Raw genomic sequence first — 20,569 nt, 5'->3', positions numbered from 1 at the left:
GTCTACGCAATCAAACGCTGCACCAAGGCGGACTCGCTCGAATAGGTCAGGAGCGCCTCGTGAGTCGCCCGGGTCACCCCGACATAGGTCAATCGGACGCATTCCTCGACGGTCTCACCGTGACGGCCGAGCAAGCCCAGGCCAGCGATGGCGACGCAGGGAAACTCCAGCCCCTTCGCACTGTGCATGCTCAAGAACCGCACGGCCACCCGCTTGATCGAGACTCTGTTGCGATTGTCTTTGGCCATATCGATCGGCACGCCATGCGTGGCGAGTATCTGCGCGACCCGCCCGCCGATCCAGTGCTCCGGATAGAGACACGCCATCTGCGACCACTCGTACCCGGCCTTTTTCCGATCGAGAAACCATTCGGCGACGCAGTGAGCTTCTGCGTCGACGCTCACGCACCGCCGAACGTCCGGCTCCAGTCCTTGCCGACCCGCATCTTCGGGCAACAGGATGGCGTGCTCATCGTCGGCCGTGATGCCCGGAGCGCCAATGACGTCTGCAGCGAAGCGTCTCGCGAAGGCGACGATTTGCGCCGTGTTGCGGTAGTTGACTTTCAACACGGTCGTTCTGCCCTTGGCTTCGATGCCGAGCTGACTCCACACCGGGCGTTCACGTCCTTTGTAGATGGCCTGGATGTCGTCGTAGACGACCATCAACGCCTTGGTGCGCGGGTTCACCATCTTGGCCGCAAGCGCGAGCCATTGCGGCTCGAAGTCGTGGGCCTCGTCAATCAGGACAGCGTCGTACTGCTCCGCCGGGATATGGCCTTCATCTACAGCCTTCACGACCTCTGAAACGCTCGCAGCCAGTCGCTTTGCGTAGTCAGGATAGTCTCGCTCTGATGGGGCGGGAATCCCATACGTCCGCAGCATCCGGTAGCACCAGGAATGAAAGGTAAGAACCTGAACGCGGTTCTCTACGCCCCGGCTCTGCATGGCATCCTCAAGCCGCCCGGCGATGCCATTGGCGTAGCACAGGATGAGCACCGGCTTTGACGCCGCGCGCGCCAGATACTCGGCCCGGAAGGCCAGGATCAGCGTCTTGCCCGATCCGGCGACGCCGCGAATGATCCGATGCCCCTCTCCCAGACTGCGCGCGAACTGCTCCTGATGCATATCCATGACCGCAAGCGTCCGGTCCGCAGGATCGACCCCAGTCGCGTCGTCCAGAGGCAGGGCAATCTGTCGTATGCGTATTTCTGGAAAGAGCAGCGCACGCAGCCGGTCGAACTGCGGCATCGATAGAGGTTCTCCGAGACGCGGATAAACCATGCGCCACAATCTCGACCGGAATTCTTCGGGATCGGCGCCCTCCGTCATTTCATCCTTGAACACACATAAATGCTCGACGAAGACATCCTTGAGATTGGTCTGGTCGAACTGCTTGCGCGTGATATTCGTGAACACGGCCCCGAAGCCGAACGAAAGAAGGGATCGGCCCATGTAGCGATGACCGGGCGGAAACAGCAATTGCCCATCGCGCTCCAAGGTGCGCACGACCTCGAACGTATATTTGCGAGCCTGCTCGAGGGGATTGGTCTCCCGTACGACACCACGACTTGTCAGCAACTCGACCTTGGTCTTGTCCGCCGAAACGATCGTCTCCAGCCGCCAGTCTTTCACCTCGAGCACGAGCAGGCCGCTCGCGGGATGAACGATAATGAAATCCGGATGCCGGTTGAGAGGGCCAACAGGGAGGTTGTGCCAAACGACGGCGTTCTCTTCGAGGAAGTCCTTGAGCCGTTCCGCGAGTCGTAGCTCTCCACGGCTGTCGAAGCGCGCGAAGCCCAGACTGGGGATCAGGATTGCCATGCTGCGACCGCGAGGTTGATTTGAGCATCCGGCGTGACGATGGGAGCGGATGTTCGCGAAGCGCGCTGCATGTGACCCGAAGTCGCCATTGCGGACCATCCTGTGAGGCTACGTGCGTAGCAGAGCGGTCTCTCCAGGCTCACATGGTTGCCCAGAGTGTGCAGGTTTTCAATGGCTTAGGATTTGTCCGGCGCGCCGCTCAGGACATCGCGAACTCTTATGTAATTGAAATTGCCATACAACTTCGGCGAGACCTGGTGCCCAAACGGAGCGCAGCAAGAGCCGGTTCGAAAGAGGAGGCGATTATCCGACTATCTGATGATGATTTGCAGCTTGCGGATGGAAGACCTATGTTGAGTCTCTAGTCAGGCAGCCGCCCATCGTATGGCGAGAGTCTGCAGGGTCGACCTCACGGTGGATGGTTTGCATTCCGCATCGGAGGTGATGTCATGGCCATTGCTCCCACGCTCCAAAAATACCTCGCCGCTGAGAACATCCAGTACGAGGTGATCCCGCACGAACTCAGCATGACGTCCGCTCGAACGGCCGAGACATGTCATATCTCGGGGGACCGCCTCGCCAAAGGCATCGTGTTGCGGCGCGACGGCGGATACATGCTGGCCATCTTGCCCGCATCGCATCACCTCCGCCTGTCGGACCTGAGGACAAGCCTCGGCGACAATGTCCACATGGCCGATGAAACCGAGATCAATCGGCTGTTCAGCGACTGTGCACACGGTGCGGTTCCCGCCGTCGGCAAATGTTACGGATTGGAAATGATCGTCGACGACAGCATCGAGGCCCAGCCAGACATCTATATGGAAGCCGGCGATCATGAGACGCTGCTCCATATGGGTCACGCGCAGTTTGCGCGCCTGACGGCCAACGCACCGCACGGGCGCTTCAGCGCGCATGACTGAGGATTTTGTAGACCGCCCATTGCCGTTGCGATCTTGGGCGGGAACTCTGGCCGCGAGGTCGCCGTCATACTGTTCCGCAGGGTGGCGGCGAGAGTGTCTGCGCTTGTCTGGTCGGAGTTCGGAAGATTGGGGGGCCGTTGCATTGCATCAACGCACTTGAAACCCACGAACGGAGGCTCGCCATGAAAGTCAAAGACGTGATGCACAAGGGTGTCGACTGGGTCAGCCCCAACACCCCAATCACCGAGCTTGCCAAACTGATGCGGGCGCATGACATCGGCTGCATTCCGATTGGCGAGGATGACAAGCTGGTCGGAATGGTGACCGACCGCGATATCGTCTGCAAAGGGCTCGCGAGCCACAGCTTCGATGCCGGCCGCGCGACGGCGCGCGACGTGATGACCGAGGGCATCCATTGCTGCCGCGAGGACGATGACCTCGCCAAGGCGATGCATCACATGGAGAAGCTGCAGGTCCGCAGGCTGCCGGTGATCAACAAGAGCAAGCGGATGGTCGGCATCATCAGCCTGGGCGACGTCGGCCATTCCGCGTCCGGTGATATGCTCACCGAGACCGTCAGGAGCATTTCGGCGCATCACTGAACTTGCGGCCAGGACTCACGGCCAAGGCTTACGGCCAGGGCTTACGGCCAGGGCTCTTCTCGCGATCGCCGCTCAAACAGGCGTCGAGCGGAGCCCGAGCCGCGCGCCTCGTCATGCAACCATCGCGCGGCACGGAAGCGACGGCGCGATGTGGCTTACTTTGCGCCGGAGTGAATGTGAGGGCGGGTCCACTCGATCGCTTCATCAGCATCAGCGTCGACGCTGCGGCGCGCAACCTATGACCAAGCGGGATCGCGCGGCCGGACGGGGCCGCCGTCGGATGGGGGCGCAGCAAAAAGTCGAGGAATATCGCGGATTTGGCGCTCCCTAGGGGAATCGAACCCCTGTTTCAGCCTTGAGAGGGCCGCGTCCTAACCGCTAGACGAAGGGAGCGTGAGGGCTAGCCAATAGCCTCGAAATTTGTCCGCCGCAAGGACCCCGAGGAGCCTTTTACGGCTCATTGGCGAATTTCAGCCGTCCGGCCGGCTTGAGGGTATGGGCGTCGAAGGTGCGGATCTCGATGACACCGCCGACATCCAGGCTGACAACGAGGCGGTCGCCGGCGAGGCCGGTCGAGACGATTTTGGCGCCCTTCGGCAGGATGGCGGTGACGTCACTGGCCGCCTCGGCCGCCCTTCCCTCGGACTTGAAAAGGCGGTAGCCCACCGCGATCAGCACGGCGCAGATCGCCAGCGCCGTGGTCAACCCCGCGATCAGCATCATCCGCCGCACCCGCGCGAACAGCGCGGCCTGCTCGGGGCTCGGTTCGGGAACAGCGGTATCAGTCGTCGTCATGGAAAATTCTGGCTCTGCGCAAAGGTTGGAGGTTGTCGTCGCCGGCAACGAGGGCTCGACCCGGCTCGACCGCGTGCTGGCGGCCCACCTCACCGACCTGTCGCGATCGAGGCTGAAAGCCCTGATCCTGGCGGGCGCGGTGAGCCTGAAGGCCTCCGCGGTCCGCGACCCCGCTTATCACGTCACATCCGGGGATACGATCATAATCGACGTGCCGGAAGCGGCCCCACCGGAGCCGAAGGGGGAGGATATCGCCCTCGATATCGTGTTCGAGGACGACGATATCATCGTCATCAACAAGCCGAAGGGCCTGGTCGTGCACCCCGCGGCCGGCCACGAGACCGGCACGCTGGTGAACGCGCTGATCGCCCATTGCGGCTCTTCGCTGTCGGGCATCGGCGGGGTGCGCCGGCCCGGCATCGTGCACCGGCTCGACAAGGACACGACGGGGCTGATGGTGGTCGCCAAGAACGACCTCGCCCATGCCTCGCTGACCGCGCAATTCGCCGACCACGGCCGCACCGGTGCGATGCGCCGCGGCTACATGGCCTTTGCCTGGGGCGTCCCTGGCCGCCATCGCGGCACCGTCGACGCGCCGATCGACCGCCATCCGCATGCGCGCGAGAAGATGGCGGTGCGCCAGGGCGGCCGCGAGGCGGTGACGCATTGGGAGATCCTGGAAAGTTTTAACGGGCGCGACGGCAAGCCGATCGCGACGCTGCTGGCCTGCGAGCTCGAGACCGGGCGCACCCACCAGATCCGCGTCCACCTCGCCCATATCGGTCATCCCCTGATGGGCGATGCGGTCTATGGCCCGCATTTCAAGACCAAGGCGAACCAGCTCGGTCCCGAGTCGCAGGTCGCGCTGACCGCGCTTGGGCGGCAGGCCCTGCATGCGTATTTGCTGGTATTGGAGCACCCGAGGACCGGAGAATTACTCCACTGGGAGGCGGCTTTGCCGGAGGATTTGCTTCTCCTCCAAGGCTCCCTGAAAGCGGCGGTATGACGCAGGCCCTTTAAGAAAAGCGTTACATTACAAAAAGTTATAGCTGCCACACGGGGTCGTGACGTCAGCAATCCTTCCCTTTTTGGCCCCCCATGGGGTATATTGCGCGTGCGTTGGAAATGACCAACGGAACATCGCAGCTACGGCCGGCTTTAACACAGCGGTCGTCTGCCTGGCCCGCCGCTATCGGGGGCCTGAACCTTTGGAGGGCTTCAGTATGGCCCGTACCGCTGCTTTGCCGGTCCTCAATGGAGAATCCGGCCTTTCCCGTTACCTCGCCGAGATCCGCAAGTTCCCGATGCTGGAACCCCAGCAGGAATACATGCTCGCCAAGCGTTGGCGCGAGCATGACGATCGCGACGCGGCGCACCAACTCGTCACCAGCCATCTCCGGCTCGTGGCCAAGATCGCCATGGGCTATCGCGGCTACGGCCTGCCGATCTCCGAGGTCGTCTCGGAAGGCAATGTCGGCCTGATGCAGGCGGTGAAACGTTTCGAACCCGAGAAGGGGTTCCGTCTCGCCACCTACGCCATGTGGTGGATCAAGGCGTCGATTCAAGAGTACATTCTGCGTTCCTGGTCGCTCGTGAAGATGGGCACCACCGCGAACCAGAAGAAGCTGTTCTTCAACCTGCGCAAGGCGAAGAGCAAGATCAACGCGCTGGACGAGGGCGATCTGCGCCCCGACCAGGTGAAGATCATTGCCAAGCGCCTCGGCGTCACCGATCAGGACGTGATCGACATGAACCGCCGCCTCGGTGGCGACGCGTCGCTCAACGCACCGATCCGCGACGACGGCGAAGCCGGCGAATGGCAGGACTGGCTGGTCGACAATACGCCCAACCAGGAAGCCATGCTGGCCGAGCACGAGGAGTATGACGAACGCCGTGACGCGCTGAACGGCGCCATGGGCGTGCTCAACCCGCGCGAACGCCGCATCTTCGAGGCTCGCCGCCTCGCCGATGAGCCGATGACGCTGGAAGACCTCGCTGCCGAGTTCGGCGTGTCGCGCGAGCGCGTCCGCCAGATCGAGGTCCGCGCCTTCGAGAAGGTGCAGTCCGCGGTCAAGGGCACGATCGCAAGGGCCGAACAGGCCGCGCTGGAAGCCGCGCACTAAGCGGGCTTCGCCGCGGCGAGAAATTGGCGGATCGAAAAGACAGAAAGCCGGCGGCAACGCCGGCTTTTTTGCGTGTGATGTCCAGCATGTTCGCGGAGGCGCGGGGCCAGTCATCTTGAACCGGCCTCGCCGGTCATCCGACCCAGAATGATCGGACCGACAGCATCGATTGGACGATCACCATGTCGATCATCCTGCAATCCACCGTCGGCGGCTTCTCAGCCCAGTTCATGCGCAAGCTGCCGCTGGTCGAGCAGGCGATGCGCGAGCGCGGGCTGGAGCCGTCCGAGTTCGTGATATCGAAGGATTATGCGGGCACAGCGACCATCCCGCTCATGGGTCCGTTCTTCTTCAGTTACAGCGTGTTCTTCGGCGAGGAGAATTTCACCGTCACCGAGCCGAACGACATGGTGTTTTTGGATTACTTCTTCAAACGCGTGCTGGCGGCAGATGGACCGCCCGAATTGCCGGAGCGGCCGGGATTGATGCGACGGTTCTTCGGCTGGATGGCGCAGGCGGTGTGACGCCTCCGTCACTCCCCCCACATCCTCGCCAGGGTCGCGAGCCAGCAGCCTTCGCAATAGCGCGCGTCCTTGTAGTCGATCCAGTTGTGGGCATAGACGCGTTCGAGCGGGATGTCGTAGCGCGAGCGCAGCACCTTCACGAGGATCTGCCACGCAGCGACCTGCGCCTCGGTGGGGCCGGCCGCGACATCAGGATAATTGCCGGCGAACTCGACGCCGATCGAATTGTCGCGCACGACCTGGCGATAGGTCGCGCCGTTGTCGATGAACTTGTTGTCGTTGCGGTTGGCGCCGTCGCCATGGGTCGGCACCAGGTTTTCCGCGACCGCCCAATACACCGTGCCGTCGGTCTCGACCCACACGGTGACGCCGCGCCGCGTCGGGGTCTTCGCTTGCGCTTGCGCGCCGCCGCGCGCCGACCCCGCCGGCCCTTCGGTCTGGTGCACAATGATGTTGCGCCAGGGTCTTGCGCTCCGGACGTCACCCCATGGCGCCAGCCAGACCATCTTCAGGCCGGGAATATCGGGCGTGCCGGAGGCGCGGGCGAGCTTTGCGAGCTCGGCATCCTCGGCAGCGGCGGGGGCGATCAGAAAGAAAACGGCGAGGGCGGCCGCGAGCAGGCGAGCGATCATCATGCGGGTCCAACAGAGACCAAACCTAGCATGGCCTCAGGCGAAATGGCGCGCGGCCTCGCCCCGGCCGATCGGCTCAGGCGAGAGCGGCGGCGACGGATCGTAGACGGCAAAATCGTTCTTGCCGTTCTTCTTGGCGGCATAGAGGGCGTGGTCGGCATTGGCCATCAGGCGATCCGGGAATTCGCCGACGCCGCGATCCCACTGCGCGACGCCGATCGAGATCGCGATCGGGATCTCGCTGCCGGTGCAGGCCTCGGCATCCTGACGGCAGACCTCGAGCACGCGGCGGGCGATCGCGGCGGCCTCGCGCAAGGACGAGGACGGCAGCACGACGCAGAACTCGTCGCCGCCGGTGCGGGCCAGCATGTCGCCGGGCCGGAGCCGCGTCTGCGCCATCAGTGTGAAGTGCTGCAGGCAGGCATCGCCGGCGGCATGGCCGTGGGTGTCGTTGATGGTCTTGAAGCCGTCGAGATCGATCACCAGCAGCGAGAACGGCGCGCCGCTACGCTCCGAGCGGGCGCATTCCTCGGTCAGGCGCTGCAGCAGATGCCGCCGGTTGGCGACGCCTGTGAGATCGTCGAGCAGCGCGAGATCGGCGACCTCGCCGCGCAGCCGGTCCATCGCCATCAGCAGGAAGCCGAAATTGAGCGTCATCGACAGGAACAGCAGCCCCAGCACCATGACGGCATGGGTCTGGCCGCCGGCCTTCGCCGACAGATCGTGTCCGAGCAGATTGCCGATCGTGCGGGCAATGAGGATCGCGATGATGGTGAGGATGACGATGCCGGACAGCCGCGCGCCCGGGCTGACGCGCCCTTCCGGCGGCGACAGCAGCAGGCGCAGCGCCAGCACCAGCGGCAGGGCCTGACCGAGCGTGTAGCTGAGCATGCGCAGTTGCATGTGCTCGAAGCCGACCATGAAGACCACGACGCCGGCAAGGCTCAGGCCTCCCGTAGCCGTCATGAGGCGCCAAGAGACCGGCCGGCCATAGAAGCGCTCAATGCCCATCGCGGCGAGGCAGCTCGCGGCGATGACGCCGGCCGCGCCGAGCAGAAGCGGGAGGGGAGAGGCGACGAACAGGCGGACCAGGGCCGTCATCGCCCCGATCGCGCCGACGAAGGACGATGCCATCCAGAACCGCGCGGCGGCGAATTTCGGATAGGAGCGCGTCACGTAGGCCCAGATCACGCCGAGCGCCAGGAAGTTGACGACGAAGACGGTCCAGAGCGTCGGTACGTTCAGCATGACGCGTGCGGCATGCGCAGCGTCGCGCCCCCCGTCCCTGGCAGCCGTCCGTCCATGACCCATCCCCGTTTTCTTGCGGAGAAGAATGCGGCCCTCGCGCTTAATGGAGTCTCACCGCGATCCGGCAAAACGCGCCTTTGGTTTTGGATTCATGAACGGCGCCGCTTCGTTGTCGGATCGTTAGGGATGTCGGCGACGACGCGGCTTCGACGCCGCGATGCGGATTCGCGCACCAAAATCACCCGAAAATGCATCTGAGCTGTGGATAACGCGATGACACGGATGTGACAGCGCGGGGCAGAGACCCGCGAATCTGCTGAGTTTGTCGTCGAGGATGTTGCGAGGCTGGCCCTCCGCCGAGCATCCCTCGTGTCGCGTTCCACCATTAACCCTTAAGAGGATCCTATGGCTAAGAAAGCGAAGAAGGCGACGAAGAAGAAGGCGAAGAAGGCCAAGAAGGCGAAGAAGAAGTAACGAGGCTTCTGTTTCTTTGCCCGGGTGGAGCCTCGCTCCGCCCGGGCTTCGGGTAGAGAGTTTGAAGGCGGCGGGCGCGAGGCCCGCTTTTTTATTGGCTTGCTCTCTCAATCGTACGACCGAGCAATGGCCTATAGCGGCTGCACCTGAACGCACGCCTCGTCCTTCGAGACGACCGCCTCCGGCGGTCTCCTCAGGATGAGGCTAAGCGGCACTGTGCCCGTTGAAGCAGCCGCTACGCACCCCGCCCTCATCCTGAGGAGCCCGCCTAAAGCGGGCGTCTCGAAGGATGGCGGCAAGTGCAAATGCCTAGCCACGAGCGACCGGAAGAAGAGCCTACCGTTCCGCGAACGCCAGCTTGGCGCCGAGCGCGGCGAAACCGGCGGCGAAGCTGCGGCGCAGCCAGGCCATGATGCGCGGGCGGGAGATGACGTGCTCGCGCACCGAGGCGGCGCAGAGGCCGTAGACCACGAACACCGCAAGGGTCATCGCCATGAAGGCGCCGCTCAACTCCAGCATGCGCGCCAGCACATGGGCTTCGTCCGCGGCGATGAACTGCGGCAGGAAGGCGAGGAAGAAGATCGACAGCTTCGGATTGAGGATGTTGATCAGAAAGCCGGTGACGATCACACGGCCGACCGAACGCTCGCGGATCTCGCCCTCGACCGCCAGCGCACCTTGTTCGCGCAGCGCTTGCCAGGACATGTAGAGCAGATAGAGCACCCCGCCCCATTTCAGCGCGGCAAAGGCGAGCGCGCTGGTGTGGAGCACGGCGGCGAGCCCGAGCATCGCCGCCATCATGTGCGGCACGATCCCGAGCGTGCAGCCGAAGGCGGCGGCGAGGCTGGCGCGCGAGCCGCGCGTCAGCGCCGCAGCCAGCGTGTAGAGCACGCCGGTGCCGGGGGAAGCGACGACGATGAGCGAGGTGAGCAGGAAGGACCAGGACATGGGCCGACGCTATCACCCGGCATCACGGCGGGAAAGTCGGGCCTTGGGCCTTCAGGTTCTCATCCATCACCCCCGCGCAACGGCGGAGCCGTTGTCGCTGGAGGTGCTCGCCTCTTCGGCGAGCCTCGAAGGGCGACGGCCCGGCTGCATCTCGGCCGTGCATCCTTCGAGGCTCCCGATGGGGCGCTGAGCGCCCCATCACTCGCGCCTCAGGATGACGGATTTGATAGTGAAACCTTCGCTCAGGCCAGTTGCGCGAGCTCGGCTTCGCGCAGCACGTCGAGTGGCGCCCAGGGTTTGGCCCAGAACTTTGCGCCGTCGGGCAAGGGCTGCCTCAACGGACGGCCGGAGGTGACGACGACGTCGAGCTTGGGATTGCGGTCCTTGGCGACGTGCGCGAGTTCGACGCCGGTCATGCGCCCCGCGAGCTGGACGTCGGTCATCATCAGGCAGAGCGCGCCGGCGCTCTTGTCGAGGACGCGCTCGGCGGCCTCGGCGCTCTCGCACTGGATGACCTGGTAGCCGCTCTCCTCCAGCAGCAGGCTCAGCATCTCCCGCTGCATGACGTCGTCCTCGACGATCAGCGCAGTCGCGCGAAATGGTTGTGCTTGTCCCATCGGCGTCTCCCAATGCTTGCTCGCGTAACGTAAGTTAAGGAGCCAACTCGGCTGCGGTTCGGTTCCATTCTGAAAAAATGTCAAGCATAGTTCCCGCATCAGGGGTTGACGGGGAACATCATGACCACGATTCGCGGCGCCGCCGCCATCACGGGAGCCGCCAGCGGCATCGGCCGGGCGCTGGCGATCGAGCTTGCGCAGCGCGGCTGCGATCTCGCGCTGGCCGACCGCGACGAGGCCGGGCTGAAGACGCTCGCGGCCGAGATCGGTGCGGGACGCAAGGTCAGCGTGCACCGCATCGACGTCGGCGAACCCGACGACATCGCGCAGTTCGCGAACGAGGCGATCTCCGCGCATCCCGCGCTCGGCATCGTCGTCAACAATGCCGGCGTGGCGCTGATGGGCTCGTTCGAGGAGATCGACCAGGCGCAGATGGACTGGCTGTTCGACATCAATTTCTGGGGCGTGGTGCACGGCACGCGCGCCTTCCTGCCGCATCTGAAGACGAGGCCCGAGGCGCATATCGTCAACCTCTCCTCGATCTTCGGCATCATCGCGCCGCCGGGGCAATCGGCCTATGCGGCGGCGAAGTTCGCGGTGCGCGGCTTCTCCGAGAGCGTGCGGCACGAGCTCGCGGTGGCGGGCAGCCCGGTCAGGCTGTCGGTCGTGCATCCCGGCGGCGTCGCCACCGCCATCGCGCGCAACTCCCGCACCGGGGTCGGCGTCACCGACAATTCCCGCCGCGCGCAATCAATCGAGCGGTTCGAGACCGCGGCAAGGACCACGCCGAAGGACGCTGCGCTGCGCATCATCAAGGGGATCGAAAAGAACGAGCCCCGCATCCTGATCGGCAACGACGCCCGTTTCATGGACCTTTTGCAGCGCTTCCGCCCGGCAACGTATTGGGCGCCGCTGCAGCGGCGGCTGGAGAAAATGGCGAAGGGGACGTGAATTCGTAGGGTGGGTAGAGCGCAGCGAAACCCATCATGTTTCCGCAAAGAGAGTACGCGATGGGTTTCGCTGCGCTCTACCCATCCTACAAACGACAAGCTGCGCCGTCGTAGGGTGGGCAAAGCGGAGCGTGCCCACGACTTCCGACGACGGATGGAAATGGTGGGCACGGCGCTTTGCGCCTTTGCCCACCCTACGAGACTGCGTGTGTCGTCACTGCCCCGCGAGCCGATCGGCGAAATACCCGATCGTCTTGCGATACACCACCGCCCTGTTCCACTCGCGCATCGCTTCGAAATTGGCGGTGCCTTCGCCGTAGGGCTGGCCCATCTTGAAGCCGCTGGTGTGGAGCAGGTTTGCGGTCGAGGCGAGCACGTCGGGGACGCTGTGGCGGAGGTCGACATGGCCGTCGCCGTCGAAATCGACGCCGTATTTGATGTAGGACGACGGCAGGAACTGGGTCTGTCCGATCTCGCCGGCAAAGGCGCCGATGAGGTCGCGCAGCGGCAGGTCGCCGCGCTGCACGATCTTCAGCGCAGCGAGCAGCTCGCCCTGGAACAGGTCGGTGCGGCGGCAATCATGCGCGAGCGTCGCCAGCGTACGCACCACCGGCATCTTGCCGATGTCGCCCTTGCCGAAATCGCTCTCCAGGCCCCAGATCGCGACCAGGATAGTGCGGGGCACGCCGAACTGCTGCTCGATGCGCGAGAGCAGCGCGGCGTGGCGCTGCAGCAGCGCGCGGCCGCCATTGATGCGGCCGGGGCCGACGCGGGTCGAGACGTACTGCTCAAAGCTCTTGTTGAAGGTGTGGCGCTGGCGCCGGTCGAAGGCGAGCACTGCGCCATCAGGAGTGACGCCGCTGAGCGCCGCGCTGGTTACGCTTGCCGAGACGCCGGCCGCTTGCGCTTCCTGGGCCATGCTGGCGACGAAGCTGTTGAAGTCGCCGCCGCAGCGCGCGGCCTGCGCCGATCCGCCGGCCAGACAAATGACGGACGCGGCGGCGAGAAGCAGTCTCAGCATGTGGAGCAATCCCCTTAAAAATCCTAGCTGCGAAGCAGCGCGCGGATCATGCCCGGGAAAGACGCGAGCGTCAAAGCGCAAGGCTTGAAAGCGCAAGACTTGAAAGCGCGAGGCTTGAAGGCGCGAGGCTTGAAGGCGCAAGGCTTGAATCAGAAGGCTTGATCCGCATCAAACTGTCTCACGTCCCGCTTCCTAGATTGCAGCGAACAGGAGAGTCGCCCAGGAGAAGCGTCCATGACCGGAATTACCTTGACCGCCGAGCAGATCCGCAATGCCCCCGCAGCGGTGCGGCAATGGATCGAGCAGGAGGTCATCACCTCGCTCGGCCTTGCGCCGCGCGCGCCCGTGACGATCCCGCCCCAGGCCTCCCATCTCGTCGCCTGCAGCGTGGAGGACGTTGCCGGCGTGCTCGAGCACATCAGGGGCGTGCTTCCGGCCGTGAACGTGCTGCTCGAGCTCGGCCGTCCCGGCATCAGCTTCGGCCAGCCCGCGGTGATGACCTTCCGCCTGATGGACATCCTGCATCACACCCGCCTGCCCGACATCGGCGGGGTCATGACGTGCCTGGAGATGATCAACCAGGCGCTGATCGAGGTGAAGAAGGACCCCTCGGTGCGGTTCTGCGGCTTCGACAATGAAGGCCACTGCCTGATCGCGCCGCAGACACAAGCGAGCATCGCAACGCTCTGGCAGACCATGATGGAACGGCAGCAGGCGGCGCAGGAGCGTGCGGCCGTCGGCCGGGCCACACCTGCGGCCTGAGGCGGCAGCGCGCTTTCCGGGACAATCGAACCGGGATTGGTTCGTCGGTTAGAACCGGCAGGACGGCGCGCGAGACTAACGTCTTGCGTCCCGTCCCCCGCAACCGACAGAGAGTGCCGATGTCCGCGCCGCAGAACATCCCGGGAATGCTCGTCCTTGCCGCCCTGCTCGTCCTGCACGCAATCCCCGCCTCCGCGCAGACGCGCGACGTGGCGGGCGCGCGCGACTATCCCGGCATCGGCCGGTTCGCCGGCAGCGTCGTCACCGGCTATGTGGTGAAGGATTTTGACGCGGCACGGATGCAGGCCGCAAGCTTCAGGGACGGCCAGCCGACCGACGCGCGGCGGCTCGAGGGTCGCATCATCCGCATCGCCTATCGCACCAATCCCGGGCCCTCGATCCTGGAGGTGTCGCGCAATTTCGAGACGCAGCTTGCCAAGGCCGGCTTCGAGACCTTGCTGGCCTGCGACACCGACGCCTGCGGCGCCATCCCCTTCACCGAAAGCATCGACACGCTGCCGGTGCCGCAGATGTGGGTCGACGGTTTCAACTACCGCTATTTTGCCGGCCGCAAGGCCGAAGGCGGGCGCGAGATTTATGCCAGCGTCATCGTCAGCCAGAACAACCAGGACATCACCGCGCAGGTCACGATCGCCGAGCTCGGGGCCATCGCGAACAAGATGGTCGACGCCGCTGCGATGGCGAAGGGTCTTGGCGAGACCGGCCACATCGCGCTCTACGGCATCTATTTCGACACCGACAAGGCGGTGCTGAAGCCAGAAAGCCGCCCGACGCTGGAGCAGATCGCCAGGCTGCTCGCGAGCCAGCCGCAGCTGAGCGTCTTCATCGTCGGCCACACCGACAGCCAGGGCGCCTATGAGTACAATCTCGACCTCTCGAAGCGCCGCGCGGAGGCGGTGGCCGCCGAGCTGGTGAAGAGCTTTCGGATCGTGCCGACACGCCTGCGCACCGCCGGCGTCGGATTGCTGGCGCCGGTCGGCCCGAACGCGACGGATGCCGGCCGCGCGCTCAACCGGCGGGTGGAGCTGGTGGCGCCGTGAGACGTCGCGCGGGAGTTTGATGCGGGTCAACATCGCAGCGCGAACGGCGTGAGATGGATGCCGCAGACATCCTCTCTCTCGTCATTCCCGGGCGCGACAAAGTCTGAGGCAACAAGCCATGCCCGACCATCAGAACAAGCCGGCCCGCTCCGTGCTCCTGCGCATCCCCCTGTTCCGCCTGCTCGCCATCAACCTCGCGATCGGCGCCTGCGCCGCGACGCTCCTCGTCGGCGGCCTGCTCTGGCTCAACCCCGGACATCTGCGCGAGCTGATCTTCGCCGACAATTCGCCCGGCATTGCGCTCGCGCTGCTGCTTGCCTCCTTCCTCATCACCTTCGGCTCGGCCGCGATGGGCAGCGCGATCATGGCGCAGGGACTTAAAGAGCACAGCGGCAAGGGCGGCGGACACGGATCGCGGCTCGCGGCTCGCGGTGCAGGAGACGGCGCGGCGCACGCGCACGCATTGAGACATGAGCGGCGACGATGGAACCCGCTATTGCGGATCGGGATCACACTGTCTGCACGCAGGCGGGAAGAGGTGCAGGTTGGCGCGCCTTCCGACACAGCACGGCACGCGCGTTGCATCGCGAAGCCGGCAAGATGAACAAATTGATTTGACGTTCTAAACAATTGCTTCGACGTGGATGGTAATCACACGTCGCAACCACCGCATATCTGATCCGCTGGCTGCGACATCGACGCCGCCACGATTTGCCTTGCCATCGCAGGGCACCTTCTATAGCCTTCTATTTTAGGTTGTCGCCCCGCCAGCCCCGGGCGACACTGAAGACCAGAAATAGACGGCGGGCTTCGGCCCGCCGTTTATTGAGGCAAGCGTTGCCTGAACAAGGGCTGGTTGAGCAAGGGTCTCGCCAGATCGCAACAGGCGCCCGCCGCCCTCCCCGCAGCCCGATTTCAATCAGCCGCATCGATCCCCGTCGCGTTCGGGCCTGGACTGACGTCGGTGGCCGCCAAAGTCATTTGACTGCGGCCCTCCAATCGACGACAAGCCGCCATGGCCAAGAAACCCGGAACCAATCCCAAAGGCGAATTCGCCTTCTTCAACGTCTTCTATGAAGACGATTCCCAGCGCTCCAACCGCCGCGTGCCCTCAGAGCTGCTCGGCGGCCTCGACGGCGACGAACCCGCACGCAACTTCATCATGGAGCAGGACCGCGAGATCGCCGAAAAGAGCGGCCGCCCCGCGCTCGAGATCAAGCGGATCGAGCGGGTCGGGGTGAAGAAGAAGTAGGACTTCAAGCTCTCCCCGTCATTGCGAGCGCAGCGAAGCAATCCAGAAATCCTTCCGCGGAAATACTCTGGATTGCCTCGCTGCGCTCGCAATGACGGCAAACAAAAACGGCGGGCCTCGGCCCGCCGTTTTCGTTTTGAAGGATGCTTGGATCAATTATCCAAGAAGCTCCGCAGCTTCCGCGACCTCGACGGATGCTTCAGCTTGCGCAGCGCCTTCGCCTCGATCTGGCGAATACGCTCTCTCGTCACCGAGAACTGCTGGCCGACTTCTTCCAGCGTGTGGTCAGTGTTCATGCCGATGCCGAAGCGCATGCGGAGCACGCGCTCTTCGCGCGGGGTGAGCGAGGCCAGCACGCGCGTCGTGGTCTCGCGCAGGTTGGACTGGATCGCGGCGTCGATGGGGAGGATCGCGTTCTTGTCCTCGATGAAATCGCCGAGGTGTGAATCCTCTTCGTCACCGACGGGCGTTTCGAGCGAGAGCGGCTCTTTCGCGATCTTGAGGACCTTGCGCACCTTCTCCAAGGGCATGCCGAGCTTTTCGGCGAGCTCTTCCGGGGTCGGCTCGCGGCCGATCTCGTTGAGCATCTGGCGGGACGTGCGCACGATCTTGTTGATCGTCTCGATCATGTGCACGGGAATGCGGATGGTGCGGGCCTGGTCGGCGATCGAGCGGGTGATCGCCTGCCGGATCCACCACGTGGCGTAGGTCGAGAACTTGTAGCCGCGGCGGTACTCGAACTTGTCGACCGCCTTCATCAGGCCGATGTTGCCTTCCTGGATCAGGTCGAGGAATTGCAGGCCGCGGTTGGTGTACTTCTTGGCGATCGAGATCACGAGACGGAGGTTGGCTTCCACCATCTCCTTCTTGGCCTGACGTGCTTCGCGCTCGCCCTTCTGAACGGAATGCACGATCTTGCGGAACTCGACGATCTCGAGGCCGGTCAGGGCTGCAAGCTGATGCACCTCGTGACGGAGGTCCTTGATGCGGTCCTTCTCGTGATGGACGAAGTTCTTCCAGCCCTTGGCCGAGAGTTTCGAGACACGATTGAGCCAGCGCGGATCGAGCTCCGAGCCGGTGTAGTTGCGCAAAAAGTCCTCGCGCGCGACGCCGTGGCTGTCGGCAAGGCGCATCAGGCGGCCCTCGTGCGAGACGAGGCGCTTGTTGATGTCGTAGAGCTGCTCGACGAGTGAGTCGATGCGCGCCTGGTTGAGGCGCAGCGACTTCACCTCGACGATGATCTCGTCCTTCAGTTTCTTGTACTTGCGCTCCTGGTGCGGCGAGAGCGACTCGTTCTGGAGCTGGTTCTGGATGTCCTGCTCCTGAAGCTTGCGCAGCTTCTTGTAGCTGTCGGCGATCTTGTCGAAGATCTCGACCACCTTCGGCTTCAGCTCGGCCTCGATGGCCGCGAGCGACATCTGGTTCTCGAACTCGTCGTCGTCCATGTCGGACTCGGCCGCGGCCTCGCCCGGATCCTTCTCCTCGCCGGCTTCCGTGCCGCCCGGCGCAGGCGCGGCACGGAACGGGGTCGGCGACGGCGGCGCGGCGGGCGGAGCGACATGCGCGGGCGCACCGGTCGCGGCGGCCTGGCCCTCGGCGGGCGCTTCGCCGTTCTCGCCAGTGGGACCTGCGATCATCGCATTGTTCATGCCGGCCTTGGCGTCGGGGCCGGCATAGGTGGCTTCGAGATCGATGATGTCGCGGAGGAAGATCTTGCCTTCGTTGAGCTCGTCGCGCCAGATGATGATGGCCTGGAAGGTCAGCGGGCTTTCGCACAGACCCGCGATCATCGCCTCGCGGCCGGCCTCGATGCGCTTGGCGATGGCGATTTCGCCTTCGCGGGACAAGAGCTCGACCGTGCCCATCTCGCGCAAATACATGCGCACGGGATCGTCGGTGCGCTCGCCCGGCTCGCTCTTCTTGACCTCGGTGACGGCCTTCTGGGTGACCTCGACGAGCTCGTTGTCGGTCTCGTCCTCGCCGCCCTCGTCCTTGTCGTCCTCGCCTTCGCTATCGTCGGCTTCGGTGACGTTGATGCCCATGTCGGAGAGCATCGACATGATGTCCTCGATCTGTTCGGGCGAGGTCTGGTCGGACGGCAAGACTTCGTTGAGCTGATCGAAGGTCACGAAGCCGCGCTTCTTGGCCTGCTTGATCATCTTCTTTACGGCGGCGTCGGACAGGTCGAGCAACGGCGAGGGCGCGTCCTGGGAATCCTTTTCCGGCGCGTCCGCTGCCTTGTCGTCTTTTTCCTTGTCCTTCGCCTGCAGCGTCTTTGCCTTGGTGGCCATCCATTGCTCCTAAACGCGCTTCAATGCAGTCGGCTCGCCGCGCCTGCCTGAATTCACATGAACCTGTTGCCCGACGCTCTCGCTTCGGCAGCTCTCGACACGGAAAGGGCGGCGCACATGTCTCTCGCCACCCCCAACTCTCTCTCGCCGGAAATGCCTAACGCTTCGTCAGCCTCTTTGTCGCAGCGGATGCAGGTGTAGTGCCAACAGCAATGCGCGGATTCATTCCTGACGCGTCTGTTCTGCCTGCGGCCGCCTGGTGGCCAAAGTGCTACAAGACCGTTAAGCCTCGATTAACCCTGTTTTTGCCGCCAAACCTTGGATTTGGCGAGTCTTTTAGCGGTTCCGGCTCCGGCCGTCCGCATGATTCTTTCATCACACGCTCTTCTGGAACCGGCCCGACAGCTCGCCAAAACCCTCGATCAGGGCCTCGGTGCCGTCGACCTCGGCCAGACGGGCCTTGACGTCACGCAGCCACGCCAAATTGGCCTCGCTGGGGTCCTCCCCCAAGGCCAGCTCGGCGTCTTTCAACTCTCTAAGTAGTGAATGGTATTGCCGATGCAAGGCAACCAGCTGGTGCCAGGTGGAGAGAACGTCGTCGGGGGCGGCGCCGGCGCGGGCGCCCCACACTGCCGCGGTGGTGATGCCGTTCTCAACCCTTTGAAGTACTTGCGAAAATCCGCCCTTAACGAGATCGCCGCGCATCTTTTCGGCCTGCTCGCCGGGGTCCGGGGAGTGGTGGTGGTCGTTGGCAAAGGCGGCGATGATGCCGGCCCTGAGCTTGTGGGCCTCGGGATGGGCCAGCTCCAGGGCGGCGACCTCCTCGAGGTGGTCGTGCAGCAGCCAGGGATGGTTGATCAGGCTTTGCAGGATCAGGGCCTCCCGGCGGGAGATCGCGCTGCGCTGGCCCTTCATGATCGGGCTGGCCGCCAGCTGCGGGCTCGCCGCCTGGTAGGGGCCGGAGGGTAACAGGGTGGGGCCGGGCGCGCCGCGGCGGCCGCCACCGAAGCCTCCACCGAACCCCTGGCCACCGAATCGATTCGCGCCTCCCGCAGCCCGGGGCTGGAATTGGCGGCCGGAATTGCCTTGAAAATTGCCTTGGAAATTACCTTGGAAATTGCCCCGGCCGGCAAAGCCGCCGCGGCCACCCTCGGGCGCGAAAGTGCGCCGAAGCCGCTCGGCAAAATCATCGCGGTAATAGCGCCGCACCACCTCGTCGCAGATGCCGTTCGCGAGCTCCTTGATGCGCGCCTCCAGCGCAGCGCGGCGCTCGGGGGTGGCAAAGTTGCCGCCTTCGAGCTCGCGCGACCAGATCATCTCGGCAAGCGGCTTGGCCGCCGCGATGACTTCCTCGATGGCGCCGCGACCGCCCGAGCGCGCGAGATCGTCGGGGTCCTGCCCCTCCGGCAACAGCGCGAACCGAAGACTCTTGCCGGGTGCGAGGAAGGGCAGCGCGAGATCGGCAGCACGATACGCCGCCTTCTGACCGGCGCGGTCGCCGTCGAAGCAGAGGATCGGCTCGTCCGCCATCTTCCAGAGCAGCGCCAGCTGGCTTTCGGTCAGCGCGGTGCCGAGCGGCGCGACCGCGCCCGCAAAGCCCGCGGTGACCATGGCGATGACGTCGACATAGCCCTCGACCACGATCAGCGCGCTGCCGTCATGGGTGGCCTTGCGCGCGGTCTGGTGGTTGTAGAGATTGTCGCCCTTGTGGAAGAGCGGCGTCTCCGGCGAATTCAGGTATTTTGCCGGAACGTCCTTCTCCAGCGCGCGCCCGCCGAAGGCGATGACGCGGCCGCGCAAATCGGTGATCGGGAACATCACGCGATCGCGGAAGCGGTCATACGGCACGGGAATGTCGTTGCCGGCCACCAGCAGGCCGGTCTCGACCATGTCGTCGACGGAGATTCCGAGCTTGCCGAGATGCTCCTTCAGCGCGAAGCGATCGGGCGAGGCGTAGCCGAGGCGGAATTGCAATTGCGTCGCCGGCGAGATCGCGCGGTCGGCGAGATAGCCGCGCGCCTTGGCGCCGACGCGCGAGGCCAGGGTCTCCGCGAAATAGGTCGCGGCGAGATCCATGACGTCATGCAGCGTGCGGCGGCGCTGCTCGTGCCGCGCCGCATCCGGCGTCACCGCCGGCAGCGCCAGGCCTGCCATGCTGGCGAGCCGCTCGACGGCTTCCGCGAAGGGCAGGCCGTCGGTCTCCATCACGAAGCTGATGATGTCGCCGTGCTTGCCGGAGGAGAAGTCGTGGTAAAAACCCTTCTGGTCGTTGACGTAGAAGGACGGCGTCTTCTCCTGCTGGAACGGCGACAGCCCCTTCCACTCCCGCCCCGCCTTCTTCAGCTTGACGCGCTTGCCCACGACTTCGGAGACCGAAAGCCGGGCACGAAGCTCGTCGAGGAATTGGGGTGTGAAGCGCATTATGCTGATTTCTGGGCTGAGTCGGGCGTTATGGCCAACCGGATAGGCATATAGGGACGGTCCCGGGAAATACGAAGCATGTGTGGCTTCTCCCGGCTATTCACAGGC

At 64.4% G+C, this 20,569-nt stretch carries 18 protein-coding genes, 1 tRNA gene and 1 pseudogene; 10 read left to right on the top strand and 10 right to left on the bottom strand.

All coding sequences use genetic code 11. From position 1 onward, the window contains the following. Positions 1 to 2 precede the first annotated feature (2 nt). Entirely contained in the window at positions 3 to 1,820 is a 1,818-nt protein-coding gene (locus CIT37_RS08265; protein WP_095426753.1) for a DEAD/DEAH box helicase, read from the bottom strand. 449 nt (positions 1,821 to 2,269) lie between these two features. Here CIT37_RS08265 and CIT37_RS08260 point away from each other — a divergent pair, with 449 nt between their 5' ends. Together CIT37_RS08260 and CIT37_RS08255 are read left to right on the top strand one after the other, a co-directional pair. Continuing rightward, complete coding sequence (locus CIT37_RS08260; protein ID WP_095426754.1) at positions 2,270 to 2,740, top strand: aminoacyl-tRNA deacylase; 471 nt, start codon at positions 2,270 to 2,272, stop codon at positions 2,738 to 2,740. Between the two features lie 182 nt (positions 2,741 to 2,922). After that, positions 2,923 to 3,342, top strand: a complete 420-nt coding sequence (locus tag CIT37_RS08255; protein WP_028140456.1) for a CBS domain-containing protein — start codon at positions 2,923 to 2,925, stop codon at positions 3,340 to 3,342. Between the two features lie 318 nt (positions 3,343 to 3,660). Here the strand turns inward: CIT37_RS08255 and CIT37_RS08250 are convergent. Together CIT37_RS08250 and CIT37_RS08245 are read right to left on the bottom strand one after the other, a co-directional pair. Next, positions 3,661 to 3,735 (bottom strand) — tRNA-Glu (locus tag CIT37_RS08250). A 57-nt stretch (positions 3,736 to 3,792) separates the two neighbouring features. Continuing rightward, positions 3,793 to 4,137 carry a hypothetical protein gene (locus CIT37_RS08245; RefSeq protein ID WP_028140457.1) on the bottom strand — a complete coding sequence of 115 codons (345 nt, stop codon included), beginning with the start codon at positions 4,135 to 4,137 and terminating at the stop codon, positions 3,793 to 3,795. On the opposite strand from CIT37_RS08245, the gene CIT37_RS08240 reads away from it, so the two are divergent. The 3 genes from CIT37_RS08240 (at position 4,136) to CIT37_RS08230 (ending at position 6,784) form a co-directional block, all read left to right on the top strand. Beyond that, the gene (locus CIT37_RS08240) at positions 4,136 to 5,143 is read left to right on the top strand and encodes an RluA family pseudouridine synthase (RefSeq protein WP_038948174.1); all 1,008 of its coding nucleotides are present in this window, start codon (positions 4,136 to 4,138) and stop codon (positions 5,141 to 5,143) included. The two genes, CIT37_RS08245 and CIT37_RS08240, sit on opposite strands and share 2 nt — an antisense overlap. A 217-nt stretch (positions 5,144 to 5,360) precedes the next feature. After that, complete coding sequence (gene rpoH / locus CIT37_RS08235) at positions 5,361 to 6,260, top strand: RNA polymerase sigma factor RpoH (protein WP_018318222.1); 900 nt, start codon at positions 5,361 to 5,363, stop codon at positions 6,258 to 6,260. Positions 6,261 to 6,442: 182 nt separating this feature from the next. Further along, positions 6,443 to 6,784, top strand: coding sequence for a hypothetical protein (locus tag CIT37_RS08230; protein ID WP_038948171.1), 342 nt, complete (start codon positions 6,443 to 6,445; stop codon positions 6,782 to 6,784). 8 nt (positions 6,785 to 6,792) lie between these two features. Here CIT37_RS08230 and CIT37_RS08225 read toward each other — a convergent pair whose 3' ends face one another. The 4 genes from CIT37_RS08225 to CIT37_RS08210 all read right to left on the bottom strand — a co-directional run bounded on the left by CIT37_RS08225 (position 6,793) and on the right by CIT37_RS08210 (position 10,703). Then, positions 6,793 to 7,419, bottom strand: a complete 627-nt coding sequence (locus CIT37_RS08225; RefSeq protein ID WP_095426755.1) for a peptidoglycan recognition protein family protein — start codon at positions 7,417 to 7,419, stop codon at positions 6,793 to 6,795. 33 nt (positions 7,420 to 7,452) lie between these two features. Continuing rightward, positions 7,453 to 8,664 carry a GGDEF domain-containing protein gene (locus CIT37_RS08220; RefSeq protein ID WP_028140462.1) on the bottom strand — a complete coding sequence of 404 codons (1,212 nt, stop codon included), beginning with the start codon at positions 8,662 to 8,664 and terminating at the stop codon, positions 7,453 to 7,455. 810 nt (positions 8,665 to 9,474) lie between these two features. Then, complete coding sequence (locus CIT37_RS08215; RefSeq protein ID WP_028140463.1) at positions 9,475 to 10,086, bottom strand: LysE family translocator; 612 nt, start codon at positions 10,084 to 10,086, stop codon at positions 9,475 to 9,477. A gap of 242 nt (positions 10,087 to 10,328) precedes the next feature. Continuing rightward, positions 10,329 to 10,703 (bottom strand): response regulator, encoded by a 375-nt coding sequence (locus CIT37_RS08210; protein WP_028140464.1) that lies wholly within the window; start codon positions 10,701 to 10,703, stop codon positions 10,329 to 10,331. A 120-nt stretch (positions 10,704 to 10,823) separates the two neighbouring features. Here CIT37_RS08210 and CIT37_RS08205 point away from each other — a divergent pair, with 120 nt between their 5' ends. Beyond that, positions 10,824 to 11,654: an SDR family NAD(P)-dependent oxidoreductase gene (locus CIT37_RS08205; protein ID WP_095426756.1), complete on the top strand. Its 831-nt coding sequence runs from the start codon at positions 10,824 to 10,826 to the stop codon at positions 11,652 to 11,654. 213 nt (positions 11,655 to 11,867) lie between these two features. Here CIT37_RS08205 and CIT37_RS08200 read toward each other — a convergent pair whose 3' ends face one another. Then, the gene (locus tag CIT37_RS08200) at positions 11,868 to 12,674 is read right to left on the bottom strand and encodes a lytic murein transglycosylase (protein WP_028140466.1); all 807 of its coding nucleotides are present in this window, start codon (positions 12,672 to 12,674) and stop codon (positions 11,868 to 11,870) included. A gap of 234 nt (positions 12,675 to 12,908) precedes the next feature. Here CIT37_RS08200 and CIT37_RS08195 point away from each other — a divergent pair, with 234 nt between their 5' ends. From CIT37_RS08195 to CIT37_RS08180, 4 genes and pseudogenes are all read left to right on the top strand, one after another. Next, positions 12,909 to 13,436 (top strand): hypothetical protein, encoded by a 528-nt coding sequence (locus CIT37_RS08195; RefSeq protein WP_028140467.1) that lies wholly within the window; start codon positions 12,909 to 12,911, stop codon positions 13,434 to 13,436. A 146-nt stretch (positions 13,437 to 13,582) separates the two neighbouring features. Further along, positions 13,583 to 14,497, top strand: coding sequence for an OmpA family protein (locus CIT37_RS08190; RefSeq protein ID WP_404517136.1), 915 nt, complete (start codon positions 13,583 to 13,585; stop codon positions 14,495 to 14,497). 118 nt (positions 14,498 to 14,615) lie between these two features. After that, a pseudogene (locus CIT37_RS08185) lies at positions 14,616 to 14,964 on the top strand (hypothetical protein). 548 nt (positions 14,965 to 15,512) lie between these two features. Next, the gene (locus CIT37_RS08180) at positions 15,513 to 15,749 is read left to right on the top strand and encodes a hypothetical protein (RefSeq protein ID WP_028140470.1); all 237 of its coding nucleotides are present in this window, start codon (positions 15,513 to 15,515) and stop codon (positions 15,747 to 15,749) included. A gap of 152 nt (positions 15,750 to 15,901) precedes the next feature. Here the strand turns inward: CIT37_RS08180 and rpoD are convergent, their stop codons facing one another. Both rpoD and dnaG read right to left on the bottom strand, forming a co-directional pair. After that, a complete protein-coding gene (gene rpoD, locus CIT37_RS08175) occupies positions 15,902 to 18,040 on the bottom strand; it encodes an RNA polymerase sigma factor RpoD (protein ID WP_028140471.1) in 2,139 nt (712 codons plus the stop codon). A gap of 375 nt (positions 18,041 to 18,415) precedes the next feature. Beyond that, positions 18,416 to 20,461, bottom strand: a complete 2,046-nt coding sequence (gene dnaG / locus CIT37_RS08170) for a DNA primase (RefSeq protein WP_095426758.1) — start codon at positions 20,459 to 20,461, stop codon at positions 18,416 to 18,418. Positions 20,462 to 20,569 lie beyond the last annotated feature (108 nt).

This window comes from Bradyrhizobium ottawaense, assembly GCF_002278135.3.
Lineage (GTDB): Bacteria > Pseudomonadota > Alphaproteobacteria > Rhizobiales > Xanthobacteraceae > Bradyrhizobium > Bradyrhizobium ottawaense.
This window is presented reverse-complemented; position numbering and strand designations above follow the sequence as displayed.

Bases quoted from the DNA above. Each gene is read 5' to 3' on its own strand.
- CIT37_RS08265 (WP_095426753.1), bottom strand. From the start codon at position 1,820: ATGGCAATCCTGATCCCCAGTCTGGGCTTCGCGCGCTTCGACAGCCGT.
- CIT37_RS08260 (WP_095426754.1), top strand. From the start codon at position 2,270: ATGGCCATTGCTCCCACGCTCCAAAAATACCTCGCCGCTGAGAACATC.
- CIT37_RS08255 (WP_028140456.1), top strand. From the start codon at position 2,923: ATGAAAGTCAAAGACGTGATGCACAAGGGTGTCGACTGGGTCAGCCCC.
- CIT37_RS08240 (WP_038948174.1), top strand. From the start codon at position 4,136: ATGGAAAATTCTGGCTCTGCGCAAAGGTTGGAGGTTGTCGTCGCCGGC.
- CIT37_RS08245 (WP_028140457.1), bottom strand. From the start codon at position 4,137: ATGACGACGACTGATACCGCTGTTCCCGAACCGAGCCCCGAGCAGGCC.
- rpoH (WP_018318222.1), top strand. From the start codon at position 5,361: ATGGCCCGTACCGCTGCTTTGCCGGTCCTCAATGGAGAATCCGGCCTT.
- CIT37_RS08230 (WP_038948171.1), top strand. From the start codon at position 6,443: ATGTCGATCATCCTGCAATCCACCGTCGGCGGCTTCTCAGCCCAGTTC.
- CIT37_RS08225 (WP_095426755.1), bottom strand. From the start codon at position 7,419: ATGATGATCGCTCGCCTGCTCGCGGCCGCCCTCGCCGTTTTCTTTCTG.
- CIT37_RS08220 (WP_028140462.1), bottom strand. From the start codon at position 8,664: ATGCTGAACGTACCGACGCTCTGGACCGTCTTCGTCGTCAACTTCCTG.
- CIT37_RS08215 (WP_028140463.1), bottom strand. From the start codon at position 10,086: ATGTCCTGGTCCTTCCTGCTCACCTCGCTCATCGTCGTCGCTTCCCCC.
- CIT37_RS08210 (WP_028140464.1), bottom strand. From the start codon at position 10,703: ATGGGACAAGCACAACCATTTCGCGCGACTGCGCTGATCGTCGAGGAC.
- CIT37_RS08205 (WP_095426756.1), top strand. From the start codon at position 10,824: ATGACCACGATTCGCGGCGCCGCCGCCATCACGGGAGCCGCCAGCGGC.
- CIT37_RS08200 (WP_028140466.1), bottom strand. From the start codon at position 12,674: ATGCTGAGACTGCTTCTCGCCGCCGCGTCCGTCATTTGTCTGGCCGGC.
- CIT37_RS08195 (WP_028140467.1), top strand. From the start codon at position 12,909: ATGACCGGAATTACCTTGACCGCCGAGCAGATCCGCAATGCCCCCGCA.
- CIT37_RS08190 (WP_404517136.1), top strand. From the start codon at position 13,583: ATGCTCGTCCTTGCCGCCCTGCTCGTCCTGCACGCAATCCCCGCCTCC.
- CIT37_RS08180 (WP_028140470.1), top strand. From the start codon at position 15,513: ATGGCCAAGAAACCCGGAACCAATCCCAAAGGCGAATTCGCCTTCTTC.
- rpoD (WP_028140471.1), bottom strand. From the start codon at position 18,040: ATGGCCACCAAGGCAAAGACGCTGCAGGCGAAGGACAAGGAAAAAGAC.
- dnaG (WP_095426758.1), bottom strand. From the start codon at position 20,461: ATGCGCTTCACACCCCAATTCCTCGACGAGCTTCGTGCCCGGCTTTCG.